Here is a 15,363-nt window from a genome sequence, read left to right on the forward strand (position 1 = left end):
GCTCACAGCTGACCACCCTCCCGGTTCGGAAAGGGAACGTTGTCCCGAATGGATCCGTCGGCTGCTGTACCCGGCGGCAGGGTGTGGGCCGAAACGGGACCCGCTGTGCCGGGGAGGGCCGGTTCGTCGAAGAAGCGGTCACCGGAGCCGGCGGCGATGACGGTTTCCTGGTGGGCGGGGGGCGTTGCCGGGGTCGAGAGACGAGCGGGTTTCGACGCCGCCTGCTGCCTGTCCGGGGCTCCGGCTTGCAGGTTTCGTCCCAGCCGGCCGGCGAGCAATCCGGCGCCGGCTGCGACCAGGAGGAATGTGCCCGGCCGCTGCCGTGCGAACGACTTCACTTCCTCCAGCAGGGATCCGGGATCCCGGTTTTCAAGCCAGGAAGCCACGGACTGTGACCGTTCGGCGGCCTGACGGATGAGGTCAGCCGCGACGCCGGGCTCCTCGGATGCGTCTGCCATGGTGTGCAGCTGCGAAGAGAGGGTGCGGATTCCCTTGGCGGCTTTCTGTTGCTGCGCGCCTGCCTGATCCGTCAGGTCTGCCTTTGCCTGGTAAAGGAGATCCTTGGCGTTTGTCTTCGCCTCTGCCGCGACATTGGCAGCCTCGGCCTGGGCGGTTTCGGCCACGTTCTTCGCTCTCCCTGCAGCGTGTCCCGCCACTGCGGCGGCTTCATCCTTTGCTGCTTCTTTCGTGGAGGGAGAGCTTTCCACTCCACCGGAGGGCGCTGCCACGGTATGCGCATACTCGCCCGTGGGCGGCTCTGGAGTGGCCTGGGTCCATTGATTCTCTGTCATCGTTGCTCTCTTTCAGGAAGGGCCCGCCGGCGAATGTGGAACGCGCGGCACCGGATGAATTAGGCCAGATGAATTAGTAAGCACGGCTACCAATTAGATAGTAAGCATACTTTCCGTTTGTTGCGCAAGAGGTGCCGGTCGGAACAAGAAAAAATAGTAAGTAGGCTTGCCAAACGGTTACTAAGCATGCTTATGGTGGGGTCCTGCAGCGTTCCACCCGAAGTTGCTGCAGTCCCAAACCGCATCACAGATCCAAGGGGACATTCATGCTCGCCAAGGAACATATCGATGACCTGCTTCGGCGCAACGGAAGCGTCCTGTCCACTGACGGGGACAAGATCGGGTCCATCGGCCAGGTTTACGCGGACGACGACAACGGCCAGCCCACGTGGGTCACGGCCAAGACCGGATTGTTTGGCACGTCCGAATCCTTCGTCCCGCTGGAAGGAGCCCGTACCGAAGGCGGCGACCTCGTCGTCCCGTACACCAAGGACCAGGTCAAGGATGCGCCCCGGGTGGACACCGACGGGCACCTTGAACGCGCCGAAGAGGACCGGCTCTATGCCCACTACGGCATCGGCGACGGGAACCGGACGTACACCGATGCGGCAGCCGGTCGGGACGGGGACTACCGCGACGCAGACTACGCGGACACCGGCGGGGGCGCCGTGGGGCGCGACACCTCGGGACCCACCACCGACGATGCCATGACCCGTTCGGAGGAACGCCTGAACGTCGGCACCGAACGGCAGGCTGCCGGACGGGTGCGGCTGCGCAAGTACGTCACCACTGAAAATGTCACCCAGACCGTTCCCGTGGAGCGTGAAGAGGTCCGCCTCGAACGTGAGCCCATCACGGACGCCAACCGCGGGTCGGCGCTGTCCGGCCCGGACATCAGCGAGGAAGAACACGAGATCGTCCTCCACGAGGAACGCCCCGTTGTTGAGAAGGAAACCGTCCCGGTCGAACGGGTCCGTCTCAATACGGAAACCGTGACCGACGAAGTAACCGTCGATGAGGACATCCGCAAGGAACGGATCGAAACCGACGGCGACGACGGCACGCGCCGATAGCGGTCGTGGCGGGCTAGGGGTACGGCTAACGCCGGACCCCTGGCCTGCCCCTTCTGGTTGATCCTCGTCCCGCTCACGGAAGGCCGTAATCGATGCCCCTCGACCCCCAGGTCAACGCCCGGGACGGCTACCTGCTCCTCTCTACGGCGGCGCGCCTGGTTCAGCGCCGCCTCGATGAGGCACTTGCCCCGCTGGGCCTGACCCGGGCCGCAGTCATCGCCCTCCAAGCCGTATCACCCCACCCCATGAACCAAGAACAGCTCGCCGCGAAGGTCCAGGTTCAAAGCCAGACCCTGGGCCGCGTGCTGGCCCGTCTGGAGGCGGGAGGCCTGATCACGAGGACACGAAACCCCCATGACCGGCGGCAATTCCAGGTAGAGATAACTGACGCCGGGGAAGCGGCACTCAAAGCAGCCCTCGAGGCTGAAAGCGCCGCCGTCTCGCCAGACTTCGACGGATGGGAAAACCTTCTCGAACAACTCTCCCGGTTCGTGAACACCTTCCAAGATCCCCGACAAGCGCAGGGTCCGCCCCGCAACTGACACGACACACTGTCAGGTGGGACGCCCTCACGGGTCCATGCCGGGAGAAACCACGGCGCCCGCTCCTCCGATTTCCCGATTGATCCATGGGGCCCGGGGCAGGGCTTGTTCGTGGGCTTCGGGGTCCAGGAACGGAGCCGGAGGCCTACGGATCTACCTCCCGCCCGCCGGGCACATCTGGGTGCTGCACCCGGCCTCACGGCCTACGACGAACCGGTACGACAGACACGGAAAACAGATCATTCTGCGCAACAACGCGTTAAGGAAAGCCGTCAGCCACGGCGAAGGAATTCATCTACGGCACCCAGCCCTTCCTGCTGCAGCCCCCGCGCCAGCTCACCGAACTGGATGGCCAATTCGGCGCTGACGCGGATGGCCAAGGACCCTGCCTCGACGCGCCCTGCGAGGAACGGGTGATCCGTGCTCAGTCTGCTCACCGGGCGGAAGAAAATCGATTCTGACGTCGCTTCGGGAGAGTTCCCCCCGCCACGTCGATGTCCTGCAAAACTCCACCGCACCTTTTAATAGGACACCCCCGCTGATCCATGCTGTCCAGCCGTAGTGCTAGACCCATGGCCCGGTGCCTTCTTCACCCCCGGTTGACGCCGTTTCGTCTGCACACATATGAACTCGAAGCAGCGGAGCCTCAGGCCGCGCGGCCGCAATAACCAACTGGCGGGAGGGGAAGCAGGGGGCCCGAGACCGGCTTAGTCCGTCTTGCGTGTTTCGGCCTAAACGCCCGGTCCGCGGCCTTCACACCGACTCGGCTCGACCACCAGACACTAGGTCGGGCCCAAAAGCCCCTCGTGAACCGGGCTGAGTGCGCGTAGTTTTAATAGCGTCCGGCACGGTTCACCCGGGGAGTGAGCCTAGTAGAAGTGGGCCCGGCAGATCACTTAAGGGCGGATGCGTGATGGGCAGCGCAAGCGGTCCTGATGATGCGCGACGGCTCGACGCAGACTGGGACGGCACTCCTGAACCCCTGGATCAAACGGAAAGTCGCGCTTCTGACCACAGTACTGACGCCCTCTACGAAGAGACGGACCGTGTTTTCCCCGATGGGGAGAACGACGGGTACTTCGATGAAACAGGCCGCCCGGTCGACGGCATGTTGCCGGAAGACCCGGCCACCGCTGTCCGTGAAACCGTGGTCGCCCGAGAAGAGGAGCGGTTCGGCGGCATCAAGATCGGCTCGGCCTTCTTCGGCTGGCTGGTCTCGACCGCAATGGCTGTTTTGCTAGTTGCTCTGGTTGCGGCGGCCGGCAGGGCCGGTATTTTGCCCGTCACGGACCCGCTCGCCCGAGCCGGCCAGAAATCGTCAGATGACATGACCGGTATGTTCATACTTCTGTCGCTCCAGTTCCTCGCCTATTTTTCGGGTGGCTACGTGGCAGGACGGATGGCGCGTTTCAACGGCGTCGGCCAGGGGCTCATGGTCTGGCTGTGGGGCGTCATCGGATCCGGTGCGGGGGCCCTGCTGGCGTTCATGGGACAATTCAATGTCCTGACCACGATCAACAGTTTCCTTCGCCTACCACTGGTCGAGGGGCCGCTGAGTCTAGATGGCGTCATTGCGGCCATCGCGGTGGCCGCCATAGCCCTGATAGGCGCCGTGCTGGGCGGACTCACCGGGGTTCACTACCACCGGAAAGTGGACCGTGTGGGCTTTACTCCGACAGAGGAGTACTACCAGCCCTAGGACGCACCTTTCCCGTGCGGTACCAGGACTGGCGAGTTTGAGCAGTCACTGCTGGCTCCCGCTCTGAGCCTGCCCTGCTGGAACGGCATTCCTCCCCTTCGCTCTGCTTTGGCCTGTGAGTCGCAGCGCTAAATGGCCGCGTTTTCACAGCGCTATTTGTGGCCTTTGCTGCACGTAAGCCGATCCCCCACCGCGACAGGATGCTTGCAGGCATCCCGCTGATCTAGCGGAATGACAGCGCGAGGCCGAGCATGGCGATGGCGAGTATTGGGAACAACCAGTTAGTTATCTGAACGATTGCCCGCGCGCCTCTTCCGGTGATGTCCGTCGTCCCGGAGAGAGGATCGGTGATGTCGTTGTCGTCCTCGGAGTGGGCTGACCGGATGGTGTTCATGGTTGAAAGTGCCACCATCACGAGAGCGCTGCCTATGAGCCAGGGCAGCGGGTCGATCGCCAGCCATGCTTCGGCCCGGCTCGAAGGGGTCGCGAAGGCTGAGAGGAGACCTGACAGGACGCAAATAGCGGTGATTCCGATACAGACCCAGATGCGCCGTATGAAGGCGTCGAGGTAGAGCGGCAGGAAGGCCAGGAAAACGACTGGTGTAGCGAGGAGGGCTAGCTGCGCCGGTGAAACCAGCAGCGGTTCCGACCGTGTCCAGGACACCATTGCCTGATTGAAGAGCAGGAAGGCCAGGAGTCCGAGCAGTGACGGCCAGAGTGCTTTTCGCACCCAGTCGTGCTTCGGCTCGGACGGGAGTTCAAGCGCGGCAGCGTAGTCTCGGGCTGGCCCGAACGCTTCCTCGGCCCGTTGGCCGGTGTCGCCGAGGAGCTCCCTTGTGCTTGCGATGGTGTCTCCGATGGCGCTCCCGTGCACCTGGCGTAGACGTAGCTCCATGACGAGCTGGTCGAACCATTTCTTATCGTTGGTCTGCTGCGTCATGCGGGGATCTCCTTCGTGAGCCGCTCGGGGTCGAGGTAATGGGTGCTGGTGACGGCGAAGCGGAGCCAGTCAGCGCTCAGGCGGGTGAGTTCGGCGCGGCCCTGATCTGTCAGCGCGAAATACTTGCGGCCGGGACCGCCGTCGCCGGCCCGCCATTCCGTGGTTACCAGGCCGGCAGTCTCGTATCGGGTGAGGAGTGGGTACAGGGTCCCGCCCTTTATGGTGCCGAACCCATGGTGCTCTAGTTCGCTGATGATCGCGTATCCATAAGAGGGCCCGGCGGATAGTGCACGGAGCGCAAGGAAGCCAAGCGTGGCCCGGAGCCAATCACTTGGCCAGTCCGCGCTTCCTGTGGGTTGCGGATCAGAGGCAGGAACATTCATGACTAGATCTTCTATCTAAGTAGTTAGCCTGTCAAGACCACTTTCAGCTGGGCGTGGATGGGCACCGGGTGCGACACCAGCACATGCCCGTAAGCCGGTCCCCCACCGCGACACCCTCGACCCGCTCCCCCGCCGTGAAAATCCCATACAGATGCTGGGATCCAGGATTCGCGTATACCCCGCCCGCAAAACTGTCCCGCTTAGGTGACTCAACAGCTGCAGTTGCACCCACAACTGCGCACATCCTCGGCTACGGCCGGGCGTCCACCAATGACCAGGATCTGACCGCGCAGCCCCACGGCCTAGCCGCCCTTGGCGTCCCCGTTGAGCGGATCTACGTCGACCACGGACTGACCGGCAGAAACAAGGAACGGCCCGGACTCGGCGAAACCGTGACTTTCGGCGCTATTTGGCGTCGTTTTGTGATCGCTAAATGGCGCCCAGAGCACGGCGCGAGGGCCTGGCCTAATCCCTCCGTCTCGTATCCCTGGGGTTTTGAGGCACAAAGGTTTCGAGACACCGAATCGGGTTAAGAGAACGAGTCGGCTCAGAGGGAACGTCTAGTGGAAACTTCTCGCCTAAGGGCAGCAGCGCGCGTGGACCTAATCCCCGCCCTGATTCCCGGCACGATCCTGGAGGACTGACCGCCGGTACGTGCTTGGCGTGAATCCCAGGGTCTTTTGGAAGTCGTTCGTCAGATGGGCATGGTCGGTGTAGCCGAATTCGGCAGCTATCCCCGCGAGGTCTGCAGCCTGGTCGGTCCGTGACCGATCAGCGGCCTCCTGCAGGCGGCGCCGTCGAATGAGCGCGGACGGGCTCAGGCCGATGTACTTCCCCGCCACCCGTTGAAGGGTTCTCGGCGACACAAACAGACGCGCCGCAACGTCCTCAATGCGGAGCACGTCGCTGCACGTTCCGATAATGTCCATCATCGCGTTGGCAAGAATGCCCTCCTCTGACACCTCCGGACGCTGCGCTACCAGCCAACCAGCGAAAGCCTCCACAGCGTGTTGCCGACGCTCCTGTGGATCGGGTCCGCCCATGGGCTCCGACACTGAGGCATGCAGATCCGCAAGCGGCAGTGGCAGCTGGGAATCCCGCAGGCTCCCTGGATCGTGCGTGAAACGCGGAACCAGCGCGGGACGCAGGAGAGCCCCCACCGCCCAGCCCCGGCCTGTGAGGTCGCGATGTGATCCACGTGTTGTCGGGCCTGCGAACTCAACACGGTCCTTCTGGACAACAAGGTTGGATGCAGGGAATGCGATCAGATGCTGGCGTGACGTGTGCCCCGGCTCAATGTCCCATTCGGGGATCCAAAACCACTGCACCAGGTCCGACACGGACTCCGGCGCGGGCACACGGTGAAACGTGGGAAGCCGGGCAGGGTAGAGGATTCCCTTGAACGAAACCACCATGGGCGGATACTCCTTATCCAGGCTGTCGCAATTCACCAAGCCGCTGGGCGGACGCGTGCGTACCGTGAGATCTATGAGTGATACTACAAGCCCCGAACTGACCGCAGCCGCCGACGGCAAGCACACAACATCCGGCATCCCGCACGGCTTCACGAGCCTCACGCCATTCCTTGCGATTCCCTCGGCGAAGGAGGCGATCACGTTCTACCAGGACGTTTTCGGCGCCCGCACCGTCAATGCGACCGAGATCGGCGGAATGGTGGTCCACGCCGAGCTGGACTTCGGTCAGGGACGGCTCAAAATCGGTGAGCCCAACCCGGACTACCACCTCGTCCCGGCGCCGAACGGCGAGGATGATTGCTACTCCGTCGGCTTCTACTGCGCGGATGCGGACGCCCTCGTCGCGCGCGCCGAGCGGGCAGGAGCTACCATCCGGGAGCCGCTGTCCACCTTTGTGTCAGGAGACCGATTCGCCAGCATCCGCGACCCCTACGGTGTGCGCTGGTCCATCATGACTCGGGTCGAGGACCTCTCCGAAGAGGAATGCACACAGCGCGTTGCCGGCTGGGCCGCCAAGCAAAGCTGAACCGGCGCATCCCAGCCCACAACTTTCATCACGATCGGTGTCACAACAAAGACTTTCGCTACGGCTCACAGGGGCTGACAGAGGCTGCAACTATGCTCTCCAGCATGCACTCTTTCACCCGCCGCGGACTGCGGTCACACCGCTTTCCGGAAGTAACCCGCCAGGACATCGCTGCCTTCCTCGCGCTGGACGAGAACAAACAATTCGAAGACTTGCGCACTCACCGCACCCGTGCAGCGCACCTGAGCGGCGGTAGCCTGGGCGCCTACACCGCGCTTTACGTTGGCGTCATCCTGGTTGCCCCCCCCATTGCTCGGCCCGGCAACAGCATCATGGGTAGGACCTTTCGCCTCATCTCTGTGCATAGCCCTGATAATCCTTCTCGCCGGCTGCTGGATCGCCTACTCGTTCGTCCAGGACCAGCACGACATGGCACGCGCGGCCACCCGTCTTGCGTTCTACGAAGAAGCCCTCAAAATCCAAATATGAAAATCACCCCCTGAGAACCAGGGCTGATGCCCGAAACCGCAAACTCTTCGCGAGATTCAACTGGACCTCAAGCTGTAGCTGCTGGGCCTAGAGGAGGTACCGGTAAACCGTGGCGCGGGAGACTCCGAGCATCTTGCCGATGTCGGAGGCACTGACCCCTTTGCCCTTGAGTTGTCTGACCCGGGCAGCGGCCGCGTCATCGACTTTGCGGGGCCTTCCGCCGTGGCGGTTGTTGGCCGCGGCCGCTGCGAGGCCGGCTCTTGTGCGTTCGATCATCGTGTCACGCTCCAGTTGCGCGAACGCGGCCATGATCGTCAGCATTGCGGTGCCCATGGGCCCGGTAGTGTCGAGTCCTTCGGTCAGGGCCCGGAAGCCTGCTCCCCTCTCCCGGATGTTCTCGATGATGTCCAGGACGTGCCTAGTGTTGCGGCCCAGGCGGTCCAGTTTCCACACGGTGAGTACGTCGCCGGCCTCCAGCCGGTCCAGCGCTCTGGACAGCTGAGGGCGTTCCACCGTGGAACCGCTGACGCCGTTATCGGCGAAGGTCCGGGCTGCGCCGGCGGCCTGGAGTGCAGTGAGCTGCAGATCGAGGTTCTGTTCCGCGGTGGAAACCCTCGCGTACCCGATAACGGCCACGGCCGACCCACCATTCTCTTAATCCCGATCAAATTGCCTTTATGAGGCAATCTGTTGTTGGACGGCATTCTGAGACTGTGGACGGGCGTGTCGAACCGCCAATTCCTCGCCATTCCTCACGCCACCTCAAAAGCAATCCGAGCGTCTCAGTATTGGATCCTTTTCAAGACGGTACGGCCAGCCCGGCGGTGGCATGCATGACTGAGGACTTCGAGTGCCATTTCAGAGCTTCACTCCTGACGAGGTTCCCGAAGATTTGTTGTGTCGTCGTGCGGAAGTGCAAGTCGCCTGAGAGCTCCTGTGGCGTCACCCGGACTTCGTGGTCCCGGCACACCTCGAACATCTGGCGAGGATGTTCTGCGTCGGCTGCCGGCCATCGAGCAGAGGAGTCCGGCGTGACGTCTGACCGGCGCTGTTTTAGGGGACTGAAAGGGTGCGTGTGAGCTGCTGGGCTGAACGCTGGACCATGTGAGCGAGGGCCTCTACGTCGAGTTCGGGCAGGCGGAGTCTGGTGACGGTGGCGGTGATGGATCCAGCGATGGTGCCGTCGACGAAGTAGGGGGCACTGACGCCGAAGGCGTCGGGAATGCGCTCACCCTCGCCGGTCGCCCATCCGCGCTCCCGTATGGTTTGGAGATCGTTTTCGAGGGCTCGCCGGTCTGTTTGGGTGCGTTCGGTGAGGGGTTCGAGCGTGAGCGCGTCAAGATCACCGGGGGGACAGTGGGCGAGAATGGCTTTCCCGCCTGCGCCGGCGTAGAGGGGAATAGCCACACCTGAAGCAAGACCGTAGTGCAGAGGCCGGACGCCGTCCACCACTGTCGTCATCACGGCCTGTCTGGTGTCGGCATGGAATTGGATGAGTCCGATGGTTTCACCGGATTCCTTGGCAAGTCCGCGGAGAATGGGATGTGCGACAACAGCTGTGTCCACCGAAGGACCCAGATGGGCTGCCCAGTGAAACAGGCGGGGGCCGGGGTGCAGTGTGTCGTGGTGCTGCAGAGCCAGTCCTGTGGTCAGGGCGGTGGAGACCAGGCGGTTGGCGGTGGCTATGTTGGCTCCAATTCCGCGCGCGAGCTCGTAGCCGGTGGGCAGCCCGTCGGGTTCGGCAACCAGCGCGGTGACCAGACGGGCAAGGCGTTCCACGGCAGTGGAACCGGGAGGGTACGTGATGGGTGTCAGATTCCCCGATGCTTGATTTCCGGCACATGCGGCTTCGATGTCGCGGGCCGCTTGCCGCGCCATCGGGCCGAAGCGGGCAAGGTCCTCGTCGCCGGTGAGAAAGCGTGGACGGGTGATCGAGACGGATCCGGTCAGTCCGTGACATTGAAATGACGCTGCAGCACCCGCGGCCAGGGGAAATTGCTGCCCGACGCTGATCGTGTATCCGGCGCGGCGGTCCTCGGTGAGGAGTCGTTCCAGTTCGGCGCGCTCGGTGACGGTATCGGGAGTGTGCGCCTCCAGCTGCCGTTCACCCAGGGCGCCGATTCCCAGTCGGCCCAGGATCGAGCGGCCGGTTGCGCCGGCGTGGAGGGGCAAGACCGTCCCGGGCTCGAGCAGATACTTGATGGGTCCGGGCCGCCGCCGGCAAGCGACAACAACGGCGCTGGGTCGTGGTGCGTCGTGAACAGCGATAAGGACAGTCGCATCGGATTGTTCGCCCAGGCGTTCAATGATCGCTTCAGCGCTGCGCAGCAGCGGGTGGCGTGCGTGCAGTGCGGCACCTAGGACACGCAGCCGCGGTCCGACCTGATAGTTTCCGTTGCCGCTGACGGCCGCCAGCCCGTGTTCTTCCAGGCCGAGCAGGACACGGTTAACGGTGCTGCGGCTCGCGCCCAAGGCCAGTGCGAGTTCACGTACGCCGGTCGCATCTGGGCGGGTCACCAAGGCGTGCAGGACCTCAACAATGCGCTCGTTCCCTGCTACGCCACTCTCGCTGACCACGGTTCCACCACTCTCTTGATACTCCGGGTCCCCCTCGGGGCCGGATCTGCTTTCACCACGCTACCGTCAGCGAAGGCGGCAGCGTGGAGGGACAGACGCATTCGTCCCCGCCATGGGCGCTTGACAGCACACCATGGCGCACATCACACTTGAAATACATATTAGGACACTGTCCCATTTTTTATAGGAGCAAAGATGCCCCAGGTTAGTCAGTCCGTTCCCCCGGTAGCGGACGCCGTTCATCTGAAAAAAGCGAAGAAGGCCACCGCTGTCGCGGCGTTCGGCACCTTCATCGAGTACTACGACTTCAGTGTCTTCGGCTATGTCGCCGCGACGCTCGCCGTGGTGTTCTTCCCCAGCGGCGATCCGGTGGCGGGCCTGCTCAATACCTTCCTGGTCTTTGGCACGGCCTTTCTGGTCCGGCCGCTGGGCGCGATCTTCTTCGGACGCATCGGGGACCGCTACGGCCGGCGTGCCAGCCTCATCGGCTCGGTCATCCTGATGAGCGCAGCTGCCGGGTTCACTGCGCTGCTGCCGACGTACGCGCAGATCGGTATCTGGGCACCGATCCTGCTGGGCCTGCTGCGGATGCTGCAGGGTATGTCCGCAGGCGGTGAGATCGGCGGCGCGGCCACCTATATCCGCGAGTGGGCCCCGGTCGAGCGCCGCAACCTCTATATCTCCTTCATTCCCAGTGTTGGTGTCCTCGGCAAGGCCGGCGCTGCGGGACTGGCCGCCCTGGCGGCCACGTTCGTGCCCGCGGCGGAGATGGAGTCGTGGGGATGGCGGATCCCGTTCCTGCTCGCGATCCCGCTGGGCATCCTCTGCCTGATCATGCGGCTCAAGATCGAGGACAGTCCTGAATTTACCCAGAGCGCGGGCAAGGGCCAGACGACCCGGACCCCCGTCGCTGAATTGTTCCGGAACCACCGCTCGCGCCTGACGAAGGTCTTCTTCATCTCCCTTGTGCAGAACATCGGCACCTACCTCGGCACCGTCTACGTGGCCGTCTACTTCAGCACCGTCCTGCACTTCTCCAAAGCCGAGGCAGCGACCATAGTCCTGATCGCCGTCACCGCCGCGGCGCTTCTTATCCCCCTCGCCGGCCAACTCGGCAGCCGCATCGGCAGCAAACGCCTGCTGACGGCCTCCTACATCGCCTACATCGCGCTCACGTTCCCCTCCTTCATGCTCATGAATGCCGGCTCGGTGTCGCTGGCGATCTTCGGACTGCTCCTCGGCATGGTGCCCTACGCCCTCTGCCAGGCCGGCACCTACGCGGCCATGCCGGAGTTCTTCCCCGTCGAGGTCCGCCACACCGGCGTCGCCTTTGGCCACAGTGTCGGGGCCGTGCTCGGCGGTGCCGGCGCCCCGTACGTGGCTACCTGGCTGATCGACAGCACGGGCAACAGCATGATCCCGGCCTACATGCTCATCGCCTTCGGCGCCCTGGGCCTGGCCGTGCTGCTCGGCACGGTACGCAAGAACACCCTGACCCCTGCCTCCCATCTCTACCGCTAGGAACACTGTGCCGACCTTTTACGTCTCTGACGAGATCCACACCGATGTGCTGGCAGAACTCAGCGCGCTGGGCCAGGTCCATCTGGGCTACGGCCCGGACGCCGTCCGCTACCAAGACGTCCGCGACGGTATTGACGCCGTCCTGCTGCGCGCCGAACTCTTCGACCGGGAAAAGATCGACAGTTCCCCCCGGCTGCGCATCATCGCCCGCCACGGAGTAGGAACGGACAACGTCGATATCGAGGCGGCCACCGACGCAGGTATCTGGGTGACCACCACTCCGGGCAGCAACAGCCGCGCCGTCGCCGAGCACGTCTTCGCCCTCCTGCTCTCCCTGGCAAGGAAGGTCCCCTACGGGGCCGCCCAAACCACTTCCGGGCAATGGGCGTCCGCCAAACCCCAGATGAACGGCTTCGAACTGCACGGCCGCACCCTCGGACTGCTCGGATTCGGCAACATCGCCCGCATGGTCGCCGGAATTGGGCAGGGATTCGGCATGCATGTCCTGGTCCACGATCCCTTCGTAGAAGAATCCGCCATCCAGGCCGCAGGTGCCTCTCCGGCGACTATCGATGAGGTTCTCGCCGGCTCTGACGTTCTCAGCCTGCACATGCCGCTGACCGAACAGACCGCCCAAATCATTGATGCCGAGGCCCTGGCACGAATGAAGCCAGGATCGGTGTTGATCAACACCTCCCGCGGCGGCCTCATTGATGAACAAGCCCTGGCCCGGGCGTTGCAGGACGGCCATCTGGGCGGGGCCGGGCTCGATGTCCTTGAAGGGGAGTCCGTGGACATGAAGGACCCCATCGCACACTCCAAGATCCAGATCGCAGGGGTGCCGAACCTGATCGTGACCCCGCATGTCGCCGGCCAAAGCGAAGAGGCCTTTCTTGCCGCCGGAAGCGGCGCGCTGCAGGCCATCCGGCAGGCCCTCGCCGGCCAGCGGCCAGCACACGCAGTGAACACCATCGCTGCCCCCGCCCACGCATAACAGAGGGAAGAACGTCGTGCCGTCCCACCAGCCGGCGCGCATGCCCGGCCCGAACCAATCCCTAGAACCGCTTCATTGCGTGACGCAGCGGCCCAAATTCGMACCGATCGAGCTAGCGAGAGACACCATGTTTATCGACGCATCAACCAAATCACTCACCGTCAGCCCCCGTCCAACCAACGCTCCCTCAGGGCTCATCAAAAGCCTGAAGAGGTACCCCACAGCCAATGTCGGTGACGCCATGGACCGGCTCAACCTCATGGACACCGGCATCGCATCACAATGGGCCAACGCCCGGTGTGTGGGTCCGGCACTGACCGTGCTGACCCGGGAGGGCGACAACCTGGCCATTCACCGCGCCCTCGACGACGCCGAACCCGGTGACGTGCTGGTCATCAACGCCCTCGGAGGAACAACACGGGCCGTATTCGGCGATCTCCTGGCCGAAATCTGCCTCGCCAAAGGCATCGCCGGTGTCATCATCGACGGACTGACCCGCGACCGCGCGGCAATAAGGGAACTTGGCCTGCCCGTCTGGGCCCGCGGGGCCTCACCGGCAGGACCCGCCAAATACGGGCCCGGCGCCGTCTCCGTGCCGGTGGCCTGCGGCGGCACCGTCGTCAACCCCGGCGACCTCATCACAGCCGACGATGACGGGGTCGCCGTCATACCCGTCGAACGCGCCCAGGGCATCCTCACCAGGCTCGCAGACATCGACAAATTCGAGGAAGATCTCCGGGTGAGAATACGGAACTCCGCCGTACATGCAGCAGCGCCGGCCATGGCAAGCACCAACTAAGAACCCCAGCGGCGCTCATCGTCTAACCCGCCGCCATCACCACCTCCCCGACTCCCGGCCGGGATGTCATCGACAGAAACACCGGTGGCCTCTGTGGCATAAGCCCAGAGGCCACCCCCGGCCACGCCGCATCAGGTCCACTTCCGCATCGCCCACCAAGACCGAGGAAAACGAGAGATGACCAGATACCGCCATCACGAATGGGTACGCCTCATCGGCGCCCCGGTCGAAATCCAGAAACATGGTGACGTCATCCGCACAGGGATCGTCGACGACGCGATGCCCGACTCCTCCATGATCTGGATAGCATCCGACGAAAAGTCCACCAGGACACTCTTCGAAGCCGCTCAAGGCTTCCAGGTCTGGGTTGAACCCAGACAACTCGAAGGAATCTCCTCCTACCGCATGACCACTGGCGCCCTTCACGACTAAACCGCTTCGAGCCGGGAGTGCGGTCAGCAAATCGTGCACCGTCCTGCATTTTGTCAACGGCCGTCTGCATCAAACGGCAGCTACTACAGCGCTGAGGCCCACTGAAGTCGATTTCGGCGCTATCTCCGGCATCTCAAATACGATCGTATTTGAGATGCCAGGGAGACGACCGAAACCGATTGGGCTTCGACGCTGCAGTGGTTGCCGTTTGGTGCAGAGACGTTTGACGGCGGCCACGGCGGCTGAGTGGGCGATTTTCCCGCTCACCAGATCCTGATGCCAAGCGTTCCGCCACGGTCAGCAGCGCCGGATTGTGGGCATGGATCGCAGCGCCCGAATCGGAGGACATATCGTCGCCGTCCAGTCCGTCATCCCTGCGGCGCAGCCAGTACGCCCAACAATCTCCCCCGCCATGCTTGCTCTTGAAACGAATGCCCAGAGGCAAGCTCCCGTCGTCCAGCACCTGGTCGCGGATCCACGTGGCGATAATGGTCGTCGCCGCCCGGTTCTCACCGTGGAGGACGCCGAGGGTGAGCTGAGATATGCCGAGTTCATCGCTGATCTTCTCGCCGATACCGCCCCCTAGKTGTACTGAGCCATCAGGTTGGTGACACCCGGGTGATGGGTGTGGTTCCGATGCCGGTGTGGATTCGTTCAGTGTTGTAGTGCTGGAGCCAGGGCGCAAGTGCGGATTGGCGGTGGGTGCTGCTGGTGAAGACCTGCCGGTAGGCCCATTTCATCGGGAAGGACCTCGGCGTAGCCGATGCGGGTGTGGTCATCGATCGCGACGTGGACGTAGTCGTAACCGATTCCGCGTCCCTTGACCTGCTCCGAGCGGCCGTGGGCCCGCCAGCCGCCGCCGTCCGGGATGCGTCCGAGCTTCTTGACGTCCAGATGGACCAGTTCCCCGGGCCGTGCCCGTTCGTACCGGTTCGCCGTGGTCCGGGCGGCGCGGATCGGGGCGCCGGTCAGCGGATCGCAGTCCGCCAGCCGCGGGACCCCGTGCCGGTGCAGGATCCGGGACACGGTCCGGGCCGGGACGCCGGTGAACGCAGCGATCCGCAGCGGACCGAACCGTAACGACCGCCGGGCGTCCAGGACGGCTAGCTCACGGTTGGGACT

At 63.7% G+C, this 15,363-nt stretch carries 17 protein-coding genes and 1 pseudogene; 10 read left to right on the plus strand and 8 right to left on the minus strand.

Annotated elements, in window-relative coordinates:
• Positions 1-2 precede the first annotated feature (2 nt).
• Positions 3-791 (minus strand): hypothetical protein, encoded by a 789-nt coding sequence (locus tag AC1DZV_RS15235; RefSeq protein WP_476954030.1) that lies wholly within the window; start codon positions 789-791, stop codon positions 3-5.
• A gap of 266 nt (positions 792-1,057) precedes the next feature.
• Between AC1DZV_RS15235 and AC1DZV_RS15240 the strand changes: the two genes are divergently transcribed.
• Both AC1DZV_RS15240 and AC1DZV_RS15245 read left to right on the plus strand, forming a co-directional pair.
• Positions 1,058-1,864, plus strand: coding sequence for a DUF2382 domain-containing protein (locus tag AC1DZV_RS15240; RefSeq protein WP_476954031.1), 807 nt, complete (start codon positions 1,058-1,060; stop codon positions 1,862-1,864).
• Between the two features lie 92 nt (positions 1,865-1,956).
• Complete coding sequence (locus AC1DZV_RS15245) at positions 1,957-2,406, plus strand: MarR family winged helix-turn-helix transcriptional regulator (RefSeq protein WP_243181401.1); 450 nt, start codon at positions 1,957-1,959, stop codon at positions 2,404-2,406.
• A gap of 272 nt (positions 2,407-2,678) precedes the next feature.
• On the opposite strand, the gene AC1DZV_RS15250 is transcribed toward AC1DZV_RS15245, so the two are convergent.
• Complete coding sequence (locus AC1DZV_RS15250; protein ID WP_243181400.1) at positions 2,679-2,843, minus strand: hypothetical protein; 165 nt, start codon at positions 2,841-2,843, stop codon at positions 2,679-2,681.
• A 476-nt stretch (positions 2,844-3,319) separates the two neighbouring features.
• Here AC1DZV_RS15250 and AC1DZV_RS15255 point away from each other — a divergent pair, with 476 nt between their 5' ends.
• Positions 3,320-4,105, plus strand: a complete 786-nt coding sequence (locus tag AC1DZV_RS15255; RefSeq protein ID WP_476954039.1) for a hypothetical protein — start codon at positions 3,320-3,322, stop codon at positions 4,103-4,105.
• A 223-nt stretch (positions 4,106-4,328) separates the two neighbouring features.
• On the opposite strand, the gene AC1DZV_RS15260 is transcribed toward AC1DZV_RS15255, so the two are convergent.
• Positions 4,329-5,045 carry a hypothetical protein gene (locus tag AC1DZV_RS15260; protein ID WP_243181398.1) on the minus strand — a complete coding sequence of 239 codons (717 nt, stop codon included), beginning with the start codon at positions 5,043-5,045 and terminating at the stop codon, positions 4,329-4,331.
• Positions 5,042-5,428, minus strand: a complete 387-nt coding sequence (locus AC1DZV_RS15265) for a PadR family transcriptional regulator (RefSeq protein ID WP_243181397.1) — start codon at positions 5,426-5,428, stop codon at positions 5,042-5,044. The genes AC1DZV_RS15260 and AC1DZV_RS15265 overlap by 4 nt, the downstream gene beginning before the upstream one ends.
• Before the next feature lie 83 nt (positions 5,429-5,511).
• On the opposite strand from AC1DZV_RS15265, the gene AC1DZV_RS15270 reads away from it, so the two are divergent.
• Entirely contained in the window at positions 5,512-5,961 is a 450-nt protein-coding gene (locus AC1DZV_RS15270) for a recombinase family protein (RefSeq protein ID WP_476954032.1), read from the plus strand.
• 69 nt (positions 5,962-6,030) lie between these two features.
• Here AC1DZV_RS15270 and AC1DZV_RS15275 read toward each other — a convergent pair whose 3' ends face one another.
• A complete protein-coding gene (locus AC1DZV_RS15275; protein WP_476954033.1) occupies positions 6,031-6,843 on the minus strand; it encodes a helix-turn-helix transcriptional regulator in 813 nt (270 codons plus the stop codon).
• A gap of 73 nt (positions 6,844-6,916) precedes the next feature.
• On the opposite strand from AC1DZV_RS15275, the gene AC1DZV_RS15280 reads away from it, so the two are divergent.
• On the plus strand, positions 6,917-7,429 hold the full coding sequence (locus AC1DZV_RS15280) for a VOC family protein (protein ID WP_476954034.1): 513 nt from the start codon (positions 6,917-6,919) through the stop codon (positions 7,427-7,429).
• A 576-nt stretch (positions 7,430-8,005) separates the two neighbouring features.
• Here the strand turns inward: AC1DZV_RS15280 and AC1DZV_RS15285 are convergent.
• A complete protein-coding gene (locus tag AC1DZV_RS15285) occupies positions 8,006-8,554 on the minus strand; it encodes a recombinase family protein (protein ID WP_476954035.1) in 549 nt (182 codons plus the stop codon).
• A 417-nt stretch (positions 8,555-8,971) separates the two neighbouring features.
• Complete coding sequence (locus AC1DZV_RS15290; protein WP_476954036.1) at positions 8,972-10,495, minus strand: IclR family transcriptional regulator; 1,524 nt, start codon at positions 10,493-10,495, stop codon at positions 8,972-8,974.
• A 195-nt stretch (positions 10,496-10,690) separates the two neighbouring features.
• Between AC1DZV_RS15290 and AC1DZV_RS15295 the strand changes: the two genes are divergently transcribed.
• The 5 genes from AC1DZV_RS15295 to AC1DZV_RS15315 all read left to right on the plus strand — a co-directional run bounded on the left by AC1DZV_RS15295 (position 10,691) and on the right by AC1DZV_RS15315 (position 14,827).
• Complete coding sequence (locus tag AC1DZV_RS15295; protein WP_243181391.1) at positions 10,691-12,016, plus strand: MFS transporter; 1,326 nt, start codon at positions 10,691-10,693, stop codon at positions 12,014-12,016.
• Positions 12,017-12,023: 7 nt separating this feature from the next.
• On the plus strand, positions 12,024-13,010 hold the full coding sequence (locus AC1DZV_RS15300) for a hydroxyacid dehydrogenase (RefSeq protein ID WP_476944505.1): 987 nt from the start codon (positions 12,024-12,026) through the stop codon (positions 13,008-13,010).
• Positions 13,011-13,137: 127 nt separating this feature from the next.
• Positions 13,138-13,809, plus strand: coding sequence for an RraA family protein (locus AC1DZV_RS15305; RefSeq protein WP_243181389.1), 672 nt, complete (start codon positions 13,138-13,140; stop codon positions 13,807-13,809).
• 177 nt (positions 13,810-13,986) lie between these two features.
• Positions 13,987-14,241, plus strand: a complete 255-nt coding sequence (locus tag AC1DZV_RS15310; RefSeq protein ID WP_476954037.1) for a hypothetical protein — start codon at positions 13,987-13,989, stop codon at positions 14,239-14,241.
• 412 nt (positions 14,242-14,653) lie between these two features.
• Positions 14,654-14,827 carry a hypothetical protein gene (locus tag AC1DZV_RS15315; RefSeq protein WP_476949988.1) on the plus strand — a complete coding sequence of 58 codons (174 nt, stop codon included), beginning with the start codon at positions 14,654-14,656 and terminating at the stop codon, positions 14,825-14,827.
• 13 nt (positions 14,828-14,840) lie between these two features.
• Here AC1DZV_RS15315 and AC1DZV_RS15320 read toward each other — a convergent pair.
• Positions 14,841-15,363 (minus strand): annotated as a pseudogene (locus AC1DZV_RS15320) (integrase core domain-containing protein); the annotation flags it as partial.

Source organism: Arthrobacter sp. P1_D12, from assembly GCF_056406175.1.